The organism is Streptomyces tateyamensis, from assembly GCF_003205575.1.
Taxonomy (GTDB): domain Bacteria; phylum Actinomycetota; class Actinomycetes; order Streptomycetales; family Streptomycetaceae; genus Kitasatospora; species Kitasatospora tateyamensis.
On record NZ_PYBW01000099.1, the window covers coordinates 21,672 to 36,227 of the forward strand.

Here is a 14,556-nt window from a genome sequence, read left to right on the forward strand (position 1 = left end):
CCAGGCCGTCGGCCCCCGGAAGAACCCCGGCAGCGCTCGAGTCACTCCCAACGCACCGGTGCAACCTGAATCACCGGAAGCGGGCGCGATGTTCGTTCAGGAAGGCGTCGAGGGTGCGGGGCGGCCGGCCGAGGATGCCGGTGACGGTGCTTGTAGGGAACTCGGGCCGGGTGACCGCGAGTTGCTGTATCTCCACGACGTGGTCGGCAAGCCAGCCGGGCATGCCGGCCTGGCGGACGAGGGTGTCGCGCAGCTCGTCCCGGGCGAGGTCGACGTACTCGATCCGGCGGCCCGTCAGTTCGGTCAGCCGGGCGGCGAGGTCGGGGTGGGAGACGGCTTCCGGTCCGGTCAACGTGTAGGTGCCGCCCGCGAGGTGGGTCCGGGTGAGCACGGCGGCCGCGACGTCGCCGATGTCGCGGCAGTCGACGTAGTTGCAGGGCATGTCCCTCATGGCACCGAGGACGAGCCCCTGGGCAACGGTGGGCGCGAGGCGCAGCAGGTTCTGCATGAACGCGTAGGGACGCAGGACAGTGCCGGTGAGTCCGGAGGCGCGCAGGTGTTCCTCGACGGCGTGGTGTCCACGGGATATCGCGACGGGCGACGCGGGCTCGGCGGCGGGGGCCGAGAGCTTGACGACGTGGGCGATGCCACTGCGGGCGGCGATGTCGATGACGCGGGTTTCGAGTTCGACCTGTGCAGGGCTGTTGGCCATGGCGAGAAAGAGCTGGTCGGCGCCCTCGAAGGCGGTGCGTAGCGAGTCGGGGTCGGCGGCGTCGGCGTACCGGACCTCGACGAGCCGGTCGTGCGGGCCGGCGGCGCCGGGGAGCGGCCGGTGCGGGGTGCGGGTGAGTGCGCGGACGGGTACGTCGAGTGCGCGGAGGCTGCGGAGCAGGGCGGTCCCGGTGGTGCCGGTCGCCCCCATGAAGACGATCATCGAGTGTGTCCTCACTGTTCGGTGTCTGCACTGTGTGGTGTCCGCCGCGGCAGCCGGTGCCGCCGCGGTGAGTCCGGTCGGCTCCGGAGCCGGCGGTCCGCAGCCGGGATCGGTTACGGCCGGGGCTTGGCGATGGTGCTGCGCCAGCGCAGGGTGACGATGGTGGTGGCGAGGGCGGCGGAGACGGGCAGGTCGATGCGCAGTCGTTGCAGCCGGCGGGCGGTATGGACCGGGGTGTGGGCCGGCAGCCACTCGGCGGCGAGCCATCCCAGCCCCGCTGCCACCGCTACGGTCACGATGACGAGCAGCACGGTCAGGACGAGGCGCGGCAGGGCCGTGGTCCAGCGTCGCGGCCGGCCGCCGTGCTGAAGCCAGGTGGCGACCAGGAACGCCACCACGGCGGAGGTGCCGGCGATGGAGGTGCAGGCCGCCAGTGTCAGGTCCGCCTGTCCGGTGAGGACTCCTGCGGTGCCCGCCGTCAACGCGGGGGCGGCGTAGGCGGTCAGCATCTCGCGCCACGGCGTGAACCGCCGGGCGGCCGCTCGGCTCGGGCCTGTTCTGTCGTTCGTTGCAAGCATCGTGGCCTCTTCATCTCGTTCGAGTTCCGAAAGGCGAAAGGGTTCGGCCGGACTACCGACCCGCCTGTCCCGCATAGTAGTTAGCTGCCTAATTACTGCTGCGCAAAGAGGGCCCCCATCCATGGGATGAGAGCCCGGGCCCTGTGGCCGGGTCAGTCGGCGGTCAGGGCCGAACTGCCGTGCACGACACGGGCGAGCAGGTCCAGGAACACCGTGCGCTCCTCGGTGCTGAGCCCCGCCACCATCGCCTCCAGTCGCCCGAAATGCTCGGGCGCCATGTCGCGCAGGCGCTGCGCACCGCTCGCGGTCAGGACCGCGACCGTGCCGCGCCCGTCCTCGGTGGACGGACGCCTGGCGATCAACTGCTCGCGCTCCAGCCCGTCGAGCAGGCCGGTGACCGTGGCCCTGGAGACGTCGAGGTCGGCCGCCAGCTGCGAGGGGGACTTCTCTCCCCCGTGGCCTTCGAGGTCCGAGAGCAGGCGGTAGCGGCCCGTCGACAGCCCGAACCTGGCGAAGTGCGCCTCGGCCGCCCGGCCGACCCTCGCGCCCGCGGAGATCAGCCGCACCGCGACCAGCACCGCCTGCGGATCCACCTCCAGGCCGTAGTGCCGCAGTTGCCAGGTGGCCTGCTCCAGTGTGGGCCGCTCGCCGTCAGCCTCGCCCCTTGTCATGCAAGTAATATGGCAGCTAATTACTTCGGGCGTCAAGGCGCCGCGAGCCTGACTGGGCGGAGGGGGCGCGCAGGTCGTCAGGGTTCAGCTTCTCGACGGTCGACGGCGCGCAGGAGGCGCTCCGCGGAGACGTGGGGGGTTCTGACGGTGGTCCGGATCCTGGACGCGCCGGAGGGCGCAACTGTCAGACTGATCAGCAGGAAGCGAACGGGAGGCCTGATGCAGCATCACCTTCGGCCGGCGGGTAGTCCGCCGGTCAACGGCTACAGCCACGCGGTGTCGTTCACCGGTCCGATGGTCGCCGTCTCCGGCCAGGTCCCGGTGGACGCGGACGGACAGCTGGTGGGCGAGGGCGACCCGGACGCGCAGCTGCGCCAGGTCTTCGTGAACCTGGGCGTGGCGCTGGCGGCGGCGGGGGTTGGGTTCGCCGACGTGGTGAAGCTGACCGTGTTCCTGGTGGACCTGGCCGACCTGCCGGCGTTCCGTCAGGTGCGTGACGAGTTCCTGGACCCGGAGCGGCTGCCGGCCTGCTCGCTGGTCCAGGTGGCGGGCCTGGTGCACCCGGCGTTCCGGGTGGAGATCGACGCCCTGGCAGGGCGGTGAGCGGCGAGCCGCTCCGTCCGGGCAAGTACGCCCTGGTCGAGCGGGAGCGGCGCTTCCTGCTGCCCGGTCCGCCGGACCCGGGAGCGGTGGTGGAGCGACGCGCGATCGTGGACCGCTACCTGACGGGGACTCGGCTGCGACTGCGGCGGGTGGAGCTGCCCGCCGGTGGGTTCGAGCTCAAGCTCACGCAGAAGATTCCCACCTTCATGCCGGGCGCCGTCCAGGGCCTGATCACCAACACGTACCTGTCGCAGGCCGAGTACGACCTCCTCGCCACCCTGCCGGGCGCCGTGCTGAGCAAGACCCGCCTCAGCCTGCCGCCGGTGGGCGTGGACATCTTCGAGGGCCACCTGCGCGGCCTGGTGCTCGCCGAGGCCGAGTTCGCCACCGACGACGAGGCGCGCTCCTTCGTGCCACCGGCGGCGAGCGTGGCCGAGGTGACCGACGACCCGCGCTTCACTGGAGGCCGCCTCGTCCGTGCCTCACGGGCGGAGCTGGTCGCATGGCTGGCCGAGTACGGGGTCGCTGACGCGGGAGGCTGACCATGTCGACTCGCGGCGCCTGTCACCCCGCACAAACTCGGATGCGGGTGCCGGATGGCACCCCTAGGCTCCGTCTGCGGTGGGTGGGCGCCGTATCGACTGTCAGTGGATCGGAGATGCACGGGGTATGAGCAGTCAACTGTTCGCGATCTGCTTCAACGCGACCCGGCCGGCGGCCCTGGCGCGGTTCTGGTCCGGGGTGCTGGGCTGGGAGTTGGCCGACGGTCCGGACGACGACATCGCGATCCTGCCCCCTGATCCCGGCGGGTTCCGCATCCGTTTCCTGCCGAGTCAGGAGCCCACGGTCGGCCAGAACCGGGCGCACTTCGACCTGACGAGCACCTCCCGGGAGGATCAGCAGCAGACGGTGGCCAGGGCGCTCGAACTCGGCGGCCAACACATCGACGTGGGCCAACTCCCGGAAGAGGGACATGTGGTGCTCGCCGATCCAGACGGCAACGAGTTCTGCGTGATCGAGGCGGGCAACAAGTTCCTCGCCGACACCGGCTTCATCGGAGCGCTGGCCTGCGACGGTACGCAGGAGGTCGGTTACTTCTGGAGCCAGGCGCTGGGGTGGCCGCTCGTCTGGGACCAGGACCAGGAGACCGCGATCCAATCGCCGAACGGCGGCACGAAGATCACGTGGGGTGGCCCTCCGGTGGCGCCGAAGACGGGTACGAACCGGCTGTTCTTCGACCTCCGCCTCCCCGACGACGCCGACTGGGAGGCCGAGGTAGACCGCCTGATCTCGCTCGGCGCGACGCGCACCGACATTGGCGGGGGCGATGCGGACAAGGTGCTGATGGTCGACCCCGACGGCAACGAGTTCTCCGTGCGGCGGTCAGATCCGCACTCCGGGGACGGTGATCCCGTGGTCGGTGGCCTGATGCCGGCGCCAGAGGACGCGGATGTCGGTCGCTGCGGAGGTGCGGGGCTCGGCGGTGCGGAGGTCCTGGAACGTGGCGCAGGTGGGGCAGTCCGGGCCGGGGGCTGGGGGCGGGAGCTCGGTCACGCGACTGCTCCGGTCGAGTCGGGGCGGTCGCTGTTGGCGGGGATGCAGCGCGCGCACCGGCAGGGGAGTTCGTAGGCGGGGCCGAAGCCGTCGTAGGGCTCGGTGGCGGTGATCTCCTCGGTGCCGAGGTCGGTCCGGGCGCCGTCGGGGCTGATCCGGTAGACGTGCAGGGTCATGCGGCTTTTCTTGGTGTTCACGGTCTTTCAACTCACCTTGCAGTATGGGCAGCTGGGCCAGTCGAGAGGACAGGTGCGGGCTGCGTGCGGGCCATCCGGCATGCCGCCCAGGGGTGGCCAATGCCGCCAGGTTTCGCGGATCGCCCTCGCCAGGGCCATCCGGTGTCCGGTGGCCTGCGGCGGGAGCGGTAGAGCGGCCTTCAGGCGCTGGACCGCACGGCGCACATCCATTTCGGGCGGTTCGCTTCCATTCGGAGGACGGCAGGGCGACGGACATCGGGGCGACAGCGCTCCGTGACCGTTCCGCTACTAAGGATTGCCGCGTCAGGCTACGATCGGAAGCAGTTCAATTCGCCACCTGACTGAGGTTGAGTTGGAGTGCTCATGAACCGTCGAACAGTTGACCCATCGTCATCAGTCCTGGCTGCATGGGCTGTTCTGCTCAGGCAGGCTCGGGCGACGCGAGGACTGACGCAGGTTGAACTCGGCGTTCTGATCAACTACTCCGGTGCCTACATCTCCAGCGTCGAGCTCGCCAAGCGGCCGCCGAGCCCGAAGTTCCGCAGGTTGGTTGACGAGAAGCTGAAGACGGGCGGGATGCTTGAACTGATGTGGCGCCAGCTTCAACTCAACTCTTTCATCGAGGGATTCAGTGAGTTCATCGGCAAGGAAGCTGAAGCTGTAGCCATCCGTCTGGTGGAGTTCAGGATGATCCCCGGCATGTTCCAAGCCGAGGAGTATGCGGTTGCCTGGGAATCCGGAAACGTCCGGCGCGGTCGAGCAACCCAGGTGCAGGCGAATGAGCGGGTGAAGATGCTGCTGACGCGTCAGCGATGCTTGGCTCGAACCCGGCCGCCGACGGTTCAGGCAGTACTGGACGAGAGCTGCTTGCATCGGTCGATCGGTGGACCGGAGGTCATGTTGCGACAGTTGCAGAAGCTGGAGGACTTGGCGGAGCGGCCCAATGCCGTGATCCAGATCGCACCGTACTCGCTCGGCGCCGAGCACCCCTTTGCTCACTCGATCGTCCTGCTGACCACTCCGAATCGAACCATGCTGGGCTACACGGAGTCGGCCAAGCGCGGCTATCTCGAACGGGATCCTGAGACCGTTGCCACCTGGGCCGGCGACTACGATCGGCTGCAAGTGGAGGCGCTGTCGCGAGCTGCGTCCCTGGAGGCTGTCCGGGGGGCGCGGAGGGAGTTCGAACGGTCATGCAGGACTACCTTGATCTGACCGCCGCCCTTTGGCGAAAGAGCACCTACAGCAACGGGTCTGGTGGCTGCGTGGAGGTTGCGGACGGCTATGCCGGCGTGATGCCTGTGCGCGATTCGAAGGATCCCGATGGCCCGGCCCTGGTGTTCCCGGCCGCATCCTTCGCCTTCTTCGTCGATGGGGTCAGAGCCGGTACCTTCGAAGCCGTCTGAGCTCCCATCAGGTGTGCCGCATGGCATCCTGGAGACCTACCCCCGCCTGGGCTGACGAGTTGCCAAGGAGCATCGTGACTGACACGACCGCACTGGAGCCCGGCGAGTTCTTCCGCGAGCTGTGGGTGGAGGGCGTCAAGAAGCACTTCCCCGGGGAGCCGAAGGCCGGCTATGTCGTGCCGTGGGCCCAAACTCCCGCGTGGGAGCGGGCGTCGGCTGCTGCCGTGCACCAGCTGGTGGCGGACCTCGTGCGGCTGTCCGAAGGCGGTGCCTCCAAGCTCTCCCGGGAGCAGAAGGGGCGGTTCGTGGCGCTGTGCTGGACCGCTCAGATCTACCGGCACTTCGAGGATCCGAAGCCTGGTTATGTCGCGGACTGGGAGGACCTTCCGGCGTGGCAGCGGGAGACGGACAGTGACATCTTCGAGCGGATCGAGCAGAGCCTCTGAGTCGCTGTCAGTCCTCCTCCGCCGTCAGATGGGCGGTGAAGGAGAACCGGTCGCCGCGGTAGAGGGAGCGGACGCACTCGACCGGCTCGCCCTGGCGGTCCCGGGTGACGCGGCTGAGCAGGAGCATGGGCAGGGCCGGGGTGGTGCCGATGAGTTGGACCTCGCGCGGGGAGCCCAGGACGGTTTCGATCCGCTCGTCCGCGTCGGCGAGGACCACGCCGGTGCCGCGCAGGTAGGCGTAGAGCGAGGTGCTGGGGTCGAACTCGTCGATCAGGGTGGGGAAGCGGGCCGCGGAGAGGTAGGTGCTCTCCAGTCCCACCCGTTCCTCGTCGGCCAGCAGCAGGCGTTCCAGATGGAAGACCGGCGCGCCGAGCTCGATGCGCAGGCCGGTGGCCAGGGCGGCGTCGGCGGGGAGGCGCTCCAGGATGATGAGTTCGCGGCCCGGTCGGCGGCCCTGGCTGCGGACACCCTCGGTGTAGCTGGCCAGGGTGAGGGGCTGGACCAGCTTGGGCCGGCCCGCCACGGTGGAGCGGCCGCTGCGCTGGACCCGGCCCTCCAGGCGCAGTTCGCGGATGGCCTGGCGGACCGTCATCCGGGAGACCCCGAAGCGGTCGGCGAACTGGCGCTCGGTGGGGAGCGTGGCGCCGGGGCCGAGTTCCTCCAGGACCGCGTCGATCTTCTGCTTGACCTGGAAGTACTTGGGCGGCTCCCCGTGCTCCGGCACTCCTGAACGGACCGCGGCAAGCGGCGCCGGGGCGCGGACGGGTTCGGCGGGGAGGCTGCTCACCGAGCGAGCGTATAGGAGGGTGTGCGGTGCCCCGGCAACCGTCGGGCCGCCGGGGCACCGCGCACCCTGTGGACTCAGCTGCCGAAGGTCATCGACAGGTCGTCCAGATACCCGTCGTCGTCCGTGCCCGCGGAGCGCTGGAAGGTGGCCGTGAACTTCACCGACGCGGTGCCCGCCGGGACCGTGCCGGTGGCCGTCTCGTGCAGCAGCACGGTCTGGTTGCCGCGCATCGCCGGAGTGACCGTGGCCAGGGACGCGGTGCCGAGCGAGGTGCCGGAGGCGTTCAGGAAGGTGGCCACCACGTTCGCGCTGTCACCCTGGCTGCTGTAGCCGCCGATCCATCCGGACAGCGAGTAGGGCAGGGTTCCGGTGGCGATCTTCGAGGCCTGGCTGGAGACGCTGACCGTCTGGGTCATCTGCGAGGAGGCGTACGGCCCGCCGTCGAAGAACGCGGCGCCCGGGGTCTCCGGCGCCTTCGGGCCCTGCGAGGTGACCGGGTAGCTCGGCGCGCCGTAGCAGACCTGCTGCGGCAGGTTGCTGGTGGCGGTCCAGCCCTGGGCCTGGTGGCCGCCGCTGCCGGTGCCGCAGGCGCCGGTCTCCGCACCGGGGTTGGCGATCGGCACCGACCAGGTCGAACCCGCCGCCGGGGCCACGGTCCAGACGAAACCGGCCGAGCCGGTCGCGCCGGTGCTGTCCGAGGCGGTGGCGGTCACCGAGTAGCTGCCCGCGGTGGTCGGGGTGCCGGAGACCAGGCCGGAGCTGCTGACGGAGAGTCCGGTCGGCAGGCCGGTGGCGGTCCAGCTCAGGCTCTGGCCCGGGTTGCTGTCCGTGCCGGTGAGCTGCAGCGAGGCGGGCGTGCCGACGGTGCCGTTCTGCGCGCCGGGGTTGGCGGCGGTCACGGGGGACGGGGTGGCGAACACCTCGTTGTACGGGGTGGCCCACTTGTCGTTGTTGGTCATGGTGGCGGTCAGGCCGAGCGCGCCCTCGATGGTGCGGGCGGTGCTGTAGTGGTCGTACCGGTTCGCGTCCTGGTAGCCCGCCTGCACCGTGCCCTGCGAGCCGACCACGATGGTGGCGACCTGGTTGGTCTGGCCGGGGCCGAAGCCGCCGGGCGAGTTGGCGCCGTCCTCGTCCCAGCTGACGATCAGCAGCGACCTCTGCTGGGTCCAGGCCGGGGAGTTGAAGATGGTCGGCAGCGTCTGCGAGAGCCAGGTGTCACCGGCCCCGATGCCGCAGTTCTCCATGTCGTTGCAGGAGTCGGCGTCCGCCCAGACGAAGTCGGGGGTGGTGGCGGTGGAGCTGAGGTCGGTGCCCAGCAGTTGGGGCAGCGGCTGCCAGTGCGCCTGGCAGTAGGCGTTGTCGTTCTTCATCTTCGCGGCGTAGTAGAACGGCACGTCGTCGTTCTCGTACTGGCCGCTGCTGGTGGTCTGGCAGTTGCTGGTCTGGCTCTGCACGTACTCCTTCCAGCTCTTGCCGGCCGCGTCCAGGTTGTCGCCCAGGCCGTTGTTGGTCGCGGTGCAGGCCGGGTCGGTGATGCAGTTCGAGCCCGGGGTCGAGTGGACGCTGCGGCCGTAGGAGTTGCCGAACGCGACCTGCTCGTAGTTCGGGTCCGAGTTGTGGGTGCCCGCGTGGTAGTTCGTCAGCAGCGAACCCATCGGGACCAGGGTGTTGTTGATGTACGGCGCGGCCGAGTTGCCGATCACGCCCGCGCCGCCGTCCACCGTGTTGGAGCCGGCCGAGTAGTTGTTGTTCTCCATCATCACGAAGAACACGTGGTCGTAGCCCGGGACGGTGGAGGCCGGCACGGTCAGGGTCGGTGCGGTGACCGGGGTGTCCAGGGTGAGCGAGAGGTCGTCGGCCATGCCGTCGTTCTGGGTGCCGGTCATGGTGAAGTCGACGGCGGTCAGGATCGACCGGGTGCCTGCCGGCACCGCGCCGGTGGTGCTGCGCTGCACGAACGAGGTGGTGCTGGAGCGGCCGGCGGCCAGCACGGGGGCGATCGCGGAGGTGCCGAGCGAGGCGCCGGAGGCGGAGCGGTAGGTGATGGTCACCGCGGCCGCGTCGTCGTAGCTGCCCACACCGCCCAGCCAGCCGGAGGCGGTGGCGTGCACGCCGCCCGCGTCGATCGCGGTGGCGGCCGAAGAGACGTCGGTGACCTGGGTCATCTCGGAGGAGCCGCGTGAGCCGCCCTGGAAGTAGGCGCCGCCCTTGGTCGGTGAGCCCGGGGTGGTGGTGGCGGCGCCGGTGGGCACGCCGTAGCAGTTGATCACCGGGTCGCCCGAGGTCAGCTGCCAGCCGGGGACGGTGGTCTCCTCCCAGCCGCCGTTGCTGCACTGCGAGGTCTCCGCACTGCCGTTGAGCAGCAGGTTGGCGCTCTGGGTGGCGGCGGAGGCGGGCTGCGGGGTGAGCGTGACCAGCGGGGCCGCGAGGGCGAGCAGGGCGGTGGTGACGGCGGCGGTGGCACCGCGCCTGGGGGAGGAGGGGGACGGGAGGGCGGACCGACTCATGGCGGGCGTCCTTCTGCTGAGGGGATGTCTCATGAGGGGGATGTCTCACGCGGTCGCCGCAATTGGGCTAGCCCAATTGCGCACGAGGGGATTGTTGGCCCGCCGGTGGGCATTCACTGGTCAGTTGGTTAGACAACTGGCGTCGGTCTGGCGAACGCAGGGGTACCCCGCCCGGCGCCACCGAAGAGCTGGGCGAAGGAGCGCGCGACGGCGCATGCGAAAGGGCCGCTGCCTGCCGGCAACGGCCCTGACGGTCCCTCGGATGTCCAACGCGCAGCTCAGCCTCCGTCGGCCCGTTCAGCCGGCCAGCAGGGCCTCGCGCAGCACCGCAAGGCCCTGGCTCAGGCGGTGCTGATCGATCGTCAGCGGTGGCATCACCTTGACCACCTCGTCGTGGCGCCCGGCCAGTTCGACGATCAGCCCGTGCTCGAAGCAGTACCGCTGCACCCGGGCGGCGCGCTCCGCGCCGCCGATCGCGGCCAGGTCCAGGCCCAGCACCATGCCCCGCCCGCGCACCGCCAGCCCCGGCAGCAGCGCGGCCGACTCGGCCCCGAACCCCTGCAGCCGCTCGGTGGCGGCGGCCAGGTCGGCGTGGAAGGCAGGCTGCTCCCAGTAGTCCAGCGCCGCGGTGGCGGCCACGAAGGCGAGCTGGTTGCCGCGGAAGGTGCCGGTGTGCTCGCCGGGCGCCCAGACGTCCAGCTCGCGGCGGATCAGCAGCAGCGAGAGCGGCAGGCCGTAGCCGCCGATGGACTTCGAGACGGTGACCAGGTCCGGCACCACGCCGGCCTGCTCGAAGGCGAAGAAGGTGCCGGTCCGCCCGCAGCCGGACTGGATCTCATCGGCGATCAGCAAAGCCCCGTGATGCTCAGTCAGTTCGGCCAGCCGGCGCAGCCAGTCGGCCGAGGCCGGGTAGACGCCGCCCTCCAGCTGCACCGGCTCGACGATCACCGCGGCCGGCAGCTCCAGGCCCGAGGACGGGTCGGCGAGCATCCGCTCCAGGTAGCCGATCGAGTCGAACGGTCCCAGCGGGCCGTCCTCGAACGGCACGAAGGCCACCTCCTGCGGCGACAGGCCCCCGGCCCGGCGGGCCGAGCGGCTGCCGGTCACCGCGAGGGCGCCCTGCGACATGCCGTGGAAGCCGCCGGCGAACGAGACCACGCCCTGCCGCCCGGTCGCCTTGCGGGCCAGCTTGAGCGCCGCCTCCACCGCGTTGGTGCCGGTCGGTCCGCAGAACTGCACCTTGTGGTCCAGGCCGCGCGGGTGCAGCACCACCTGGTCGAGCCGGGCCAGGAACTCCCGCTTGGCCACGGTGAACATGTCCAGCCCGTGGCTGATCCCGTCGCCGGCCAGGTAGTCGGCGATCCGGCGCTTGACCGGCTCCGGGTTGTGCCCGTAGTTGAGGGCTCCGGCGCCGCAGAAGAAGTCCAGGAACACCCGGCCGTCCTCGGTGAACAGCTCGGCACCCTTGGCCCGGTCGAAGACCACCGGGAACTTGCGGCAGTAGAGCCGGACTTCGGCCTCCATGGTGTCGAACACGGCGGATCGGCCGGGCGCCGCGAACGCGGTGAGGGTGTCGGCGTCGAAGGGCATGCGCGGGTCCTTTCGGGGGAGATGCGGCCAGCCTGCGCCGCCCCGGCCCGGCGCGACAGAGAAGGACCGGCAGTCCTTGCGGCACCGCTGACTGCGTGATCCTGCGCCGGTTCTTCCCTATGGCGGGGCGCGCCCGCAGACCAGGCTTGCGGTCAGCGACGCCGGCCCACCAGGCCGGCCACCGGCACGCCGAGGAGGCGGACATGGCGGACGAGGACACCGACGAACGCACCTACTACGTGGTGCTCAACGACGAGGAGCAGTACTCGATCTGGCTGGCCGAGCGGGAGGTTCCCGCGGGCTGGACCCGCGAGGGCACCGAGGGCACGAGGCAGGAGTGCCTGGACCACATCGACCGGGTCTGGACGGACATGCGTCCGCTGAGCCTGCGTCGGCGCATGGAGCAGGCGAGCCAGGGCGCATGAGGACCACGGTCGGCCAGGCCACCGCCACGCCGCCGCGGTGGTGCGTGCATGAGCTGTTCGCCGAGCAGGCGGCCGCAAGGCCCGGGGCGGTTGCCCTGGAGTACGGCGAACTGAAAGTCAGCTACCGGGAGCTGGACACCAGGGCCAACCAGTTGGCGCACCTGCTGCGGGAGTTCGGGGTGCGGCCGGGCAGCGCGGTCGGGGTCTGCGCGGTGCGCGGGCCCGAGATGGTGGTCGCGCTGCTCGCGGTGCTCAAGGCAGGCGGCCACTACCTGCCGCTGGACCCGGAGTACCCGGCCGACCGGCTGGCCTTCATGCTGGCCGACTCCGGCGCCGAACTCGTGCTGGTGCAGCCCGAGTACGCGGACCACCCGGGCCTGGCCGACCGCCCGACGGTGCTGCTGGCCCCGGACGGGGCGGCCGCGGCCGACCGGCCGACCGACGCACCCGCGAGCACGGCCACGGCGGCGGACCTGGCGTACGTGATGTACACCTCCGGGTCCACCGGCCGGCCCAAGGCGGTCGGCGTGACCCACCGCAACGTCCACCAGCTGGTGCGCCGGGGCCGGTTCGCCGACCTGGACGCCGGCGAGGTGGTGCTGCACGTGGCCTCGCTCTCCTTCGACGCGGCCACCTTCGAGCTGTGGGCGACGCTGTGCAGCGGCGCCCGGGTGGCGATCATGCCGGCCGGGATCCCCAGCGCGGCCGCGGTCGAGGCGGCGATACGGGCGCACGGCGTCACCCTGGTGCTGCTGACCGCGGGGCTGTTCCAGCACGTGGTGCGCACCCGGGAGACGGCCTTCGCCACGGTGCGCCGGGTGCTGGTCGGCGGCGACGTGCTGGCGCCGACCGAGGCCCGGGCGGTGCTGGCGCAGGGCGTGGAGCTGAGCAACGTCTACGGGCCGACCGAGACCACCGTCTTCTGCGTCGTGCGGCGCGGCGTCACCGAGGCCGAGACGCTGGGCGCGGTGCCGATCGGCACCCCCGTCCCGGACACCACCGCGGCCGTCCTCGACCAGCACGGCGACCCGGTGCCGGCCGGCGAGTGCGGCGAACTGGTGATCGGCGGCCCGGTGGTGGCCCGCGGCTACCTGGGCCGCCCGGCGTTGACCGCCGAGCGCTTCGTCCCCGACCCGCAGGCCGCCGAGCCGGGCGCACGCCGCTACCGCACCGGCGACCTGGCCCGCCGGGACGCCGACGGCACCCTGCACTACGTCGGGCGGGCGGACCAGCAGGTCAAGATCCTCGGCCACCGGGTGGAGCTCGGCGAGATCGAGGCCGCACTCGGCACCCACCCCGAGGTGCGCTCCGCGGTGGTGACCGTGCACCGCACCCCGGCCGGGGACAAGCAGCTGGTCGGCCACGTCACCGTGACCGAGGCGCTGGGCGAGCCGGTCGGCGCACCGCTGCGCGCCTACCTGCGCGACCGGCTGCCCGACTACCTGGTGCCGACCGCCTGGGTCCGGCTGGACGAGCTGCCGCTGACCTCCAACGGCAAGATCGACCGGGCGGCTCTGCCGGCCCCGGCCCCCACCGCCACCGCCACCGACGACGCCCGCCCGGCCCCCGACGGCCCGCTGGAGCAGGCCGTAGCCGAGGTCTGGCAGGAACTGCTGGAGGTCGGCGCCGTCGCGGCCGACGACGACTTCTTCGAGCTCGGCGGGCACTCGCTGCTGGCCACCCAGGTGGTGGCGCTGCTCTGCGAGCGGTTCCCGGTCGAGCTGCCGGTCAGCGCGGTCTTCGAGCACCCCACCGTCACCCGGCTGGCCGCCGAGCTGCTCCGGGCCCTCACCGACCATGTCGCCCAACTATCCGATACCGAGGTGGAGTCGATGCTGACGCAGGTGAGCGAGGGATGACCGCGCTGCCCACCGGACCCGCCGCCCTCGACCCGGGCGACCAGCGCCGGGCGCTGCTGGAGCGGCTGCTGGCCACGGGCCGCGGCACCGCCGCGCCCCTCGACACGATCCCCAGAGCCCCGCGGCAGGGGCCGCTGCCGCTCTCCTTCGCCCAGCAGCGGCTCTGGCTGCTGGAGAACCTGCGACCGGGCACCGCCGAGTACGTGGTGCCGATCGGCTGGCGGTTGGACGGGCCGCTGGACGTGCCCGCGCTGCGCCGCGCGCTGGACGCGCTGCTGCAGCGGCACGAGGTGCTGCGCACCCGCTACCAGGAGTGCGACTCGGTGCCCGGCCAACTGCCGCTGCCGGCCGGGGAACTGGACTTCACGCTGGTCGACCTCGGCGAGCCGGACCAGGACCTGGGCGAGCGCCGGCTGGCCGAGCTGGTCGACGCCCAGGCGCGCACCCCGTTCGACCTGGGCGGGCGCGGGCCGGTGCGGGCCGAGCTGGTGCGCTTCACCGACCAGCACCACGTGCTGCTGCTGATCTTCCACCACATCGCCTTCGACGGTGCCTCGGCCGGGCTGCTGGCCCGCGAACTCGACCAGCTCTACCGGACGTTCACCGAGGGGGACGGCCGGCTGCCGGCCGCGCCGGCGATCCAGTACGGCGACTTCGCGAGCTGGCAGCGCCGCCCCGGCGCCGAGGCCGCGCTGGCCGGGCACCTGGCCTACTGGCGCGAGCAGCTGGCCGGCGCCGAGGCGCTGGAGCTGGCCGCCGACCGGCCCCGCCCGGCCGTCTTCGACCCGGCCGGCGCGCTGCACGCCTTCACCGTCCCCGCCGCACTGGCCAGGAGCCTGGCCGAGTTCGGCCGCAGCAGGGGTGCCACCCCGTTCATGGTGCTGCTGGCCGCCTTCCAGCTGCTGCTCGCCCGGCACGCCGGGCGCACCGACGTGACGGTCGGCTCGCCGGTGGCCGGACGCACCCGGGCCGAGGTCCGCGAGCTGATCGGCTTCTTCG

15 protein-coding genes and 1 pseudogene are annotated in these 14,556 nt (G+C 71.5%); 9 read left to right on the top strand and 7 right to left on the bottom strand.

Going from position 1 to position 14,556, the window contains the following annotated elements; translation table 11 throughout:
- Window positions 1-70: 70 nt before the first annotated feature.
- The 3 genes from C7C46_RS25130 to C7C46_RS25140 form a co-directional block, all read right to left on the bottom strand.
- On the bottom strand, window positions 71-934 hold the full coding sequence (locus tag C7C46_RS25130) for an NmrA family NAD(P)-binding protein (RefSeq protein WP_110672195.1): 864 nt from the start codon (window positions 932-934) through the stop codon (window positions 71-73).
- A 113-nt stretch (window positions 935-1,047) separates the two neighbouring features.
- On the bottom strand, window positions 1,048-1,512 hold the full coding sequence (locus C7C46_RS25135; RefSeq protein WP_110672196.1) for a hypothetical protein: 465 nt from the start codon (window positions 1,510-1,512) through the stop codon (window positions 1,048-1,050).
- A gap of 152 nt (window positions 1,513-1,664) precedes the next feature.
- The gene (locus tag C7C46_RS25140) at window positions 1,665-2,183 is read right to left on the bottom strand and encodes a MarR family winged helix-turn-helix transcriptional regulator (protein ID WP_110672197.1); all 519 of its coding nucleotides are present in this window, start codon (window positions 2,181-2,183) and stop codon (window positions 1,665-1,667) included.
- 216 nt (window positions 2,184-2,399) lie between these two features.
- Between C7C46_RS25140 and C7C46_RS25145 the strand changes: the two genes are divergently transcribed.
- From C7C46_RS25145 to C7C46_RS25155, 3 genes and pseudogenes are all read left to right on the top strand, one after another.
- Window positions 2,400-2,786, top strand: coding sequence for a RidA family protein (locus C7C46_RS25145; RefSeq protein WP_110672208.1), 387 nt, complete (start codon window positions 2,400-2,402; stop codon window positions 2,784-2,786).
- Window positions 2,783-3,328, top strand: a complete 546-nt coding sequence (locus C7C46_RS25150; RefSeq protein WP_110672198.1) for a CYTH domain-containing protein — start codon at window positions 2,783-2,785, stop codon at window positions 3,326-3,328. Before C7C46_RS25145 ends, C7C46_RS25150 begins: the two co-directional genes overlap by 4 nt.
- 127 nt (window positions 3,329-3,455) lie before the next feature.
- Window positions 3,456-4,166 (top strand): annotated as a pseudogene (locus C7C46_RS25155) (VOC family protein); the annotation flags it as partial.
- 170 nt (window positions 4,167-4,336) lie between these two features.
- Here the strand turns inward: C7C46_RS25155 and C7C46_RS25160 are convergent.
- Window positions 4,337-4,537 carry a hypothetical protein gene (locus tag C7C46_RS25160; protein ID WP_146259202.1) on the bottom strand — a complete coding sequence of 67 codons (201 nt, stop codon included), beginning with the start codon at window positions 4,535-4,537 and terminating at the stop codon, window positions 4,337-4,339.
- A 363-nt stretch (window positions 4,538-4,900) separates the two neighbouring features.
- Here C7C46_RS25160 and C7C46_RS25165 point away from each other — a divergent pair, with 363 nt between their 5' ends.
- From C7C46_RS25165 to C7C46_RS25175, 3 genes are all read left to right on the top strand, one after another.
- Window positions 4,901-5,752 (top strand): helix-turn-helix domain-containing protein, encoded by an 852-nt coding sequence (locus tag C7C46_RS25165; RefSeq protein WP_146259203.1) that lies wholly within the window; start codon window positions 4,901-4,903, stop codon window positions 5,750-5,752.
- Window positions 5,731-5,943 carry a DUF397 domain-containing protein gene (locus C7C46_RS25170; protein WP_110672209.1) on the top strand — a complete coding sequence of 71 codons (213 nt, stop codon included), beginning with the start codon at window positions 5,731-5,733 and terminating at the stop codon, window positions 5,941-5,943. The genes C7C46_RS25165 and C7C46_RS25170 overlap by 22 nt, the downstream gene beginning before the upstream one ends.
- A 74-nt stretch (window positions 5,944-6,017) precedes the next feature.
- On the top strand, window positions 6,018-6,389 hold the full coding sequence (locus C7C46_RS25175) for a hypothetical protein (protein WP_245984857.1): 372 nt from the start codon (window positions 6,018-6,020) through the stop codon (window positions 6,387-6,389).
- Between the two features lie 7 nt (window positions 6,390-6,396).
- Here C7C46_RS25175 and C7C46_RS25180 read toward each other — a convergent pair whose 3' ends face one another.
- From C7C46_RS25180 to ectB, 3 genes are all read right to left on the bottom strand, one after another.
- Window positions 6,397-7,176: a GntR family transcriptional regulator gene (locus C7C46_RS25180; protein ID WP_110672201.1), complete on the bottom strand. Its 780-nt coding sequence runs from the start codon at window positions 7,174-7,176 to the stop codon at window positions 6,397-6,399.
- Between the two features lie 74 nt (window positions 7,177-7,250).
- Window positions 7,251-9,683, bottom strand: a complete 2,433-nt coding sequence (locus C7C46_RS37410; RefSeq protein ID WP_110672202.1) for an alkaline phosphatase family protein — start codon at window positions 9,681-9,683, stop codon at window positions 7,251-7,253.
- 297 nt (window positions 9,684-9,980) lie between these two features.
- A complete protein-coding gene (ectB, locus tag C7C46_RS25190; RefSeq protein WP_110672203.1) occupies window positions 9,981-11,273 on the bottom strand; it encodes a diaminobutyrate--2-oxoglutarate transaminase in 1,293 nt (430 codons plus the stop codon).
- 203 nt (window positions 11,274-11,476) lie between these two features.
- Here ectB and C7C46_RS25195 point away from each other — a divergent pair, with 203 nt between their 5' ends.
- The 3 genes from C7C46_RS25195 to C7C46_RS25205 form a co-directional block, all read left to right on the top strand.
- Window positions 11,477-11,698 carry an MbtH family protein gene (locus C7C46_RS25195; protein ID WP_110672211.1) on the top strand — a complete coding sequence of 74 codons (222 nt, stop codon included), beginning with the start codon at window positions 11,477-11,479 and terminating at the stop codon, window positions 11,696-11,698.
- Window positions 11,695-13,557 carry a non-ribosomal peptide synthetase gene (locus tag C7C46_RS25200; protein WP_110672204.1) on the top strand — a complete coding sequence of 621 codons (1,863 nt, stop codon included), beginning with the start codon at window positions 11,695-11,697 and terminating at the stop codon, window positions 13,555-13,557. Before C7C46_RS25195 ends, C7C46_RS25200 begins: the two co-directional genes overlap by 4 nt.
- Window positions 13,554-14,556, top strand: a 1,003-nt coding sequence (locus tag C7C46_RS25205) for a condensation domain-containing protein (protein WP_245984861.1), incomplete at its 3' end; no start/stop codon positions are given. The genes C7C46_RS25200 and C7C46_RS25205, both read left to right, overlap by 4 nt.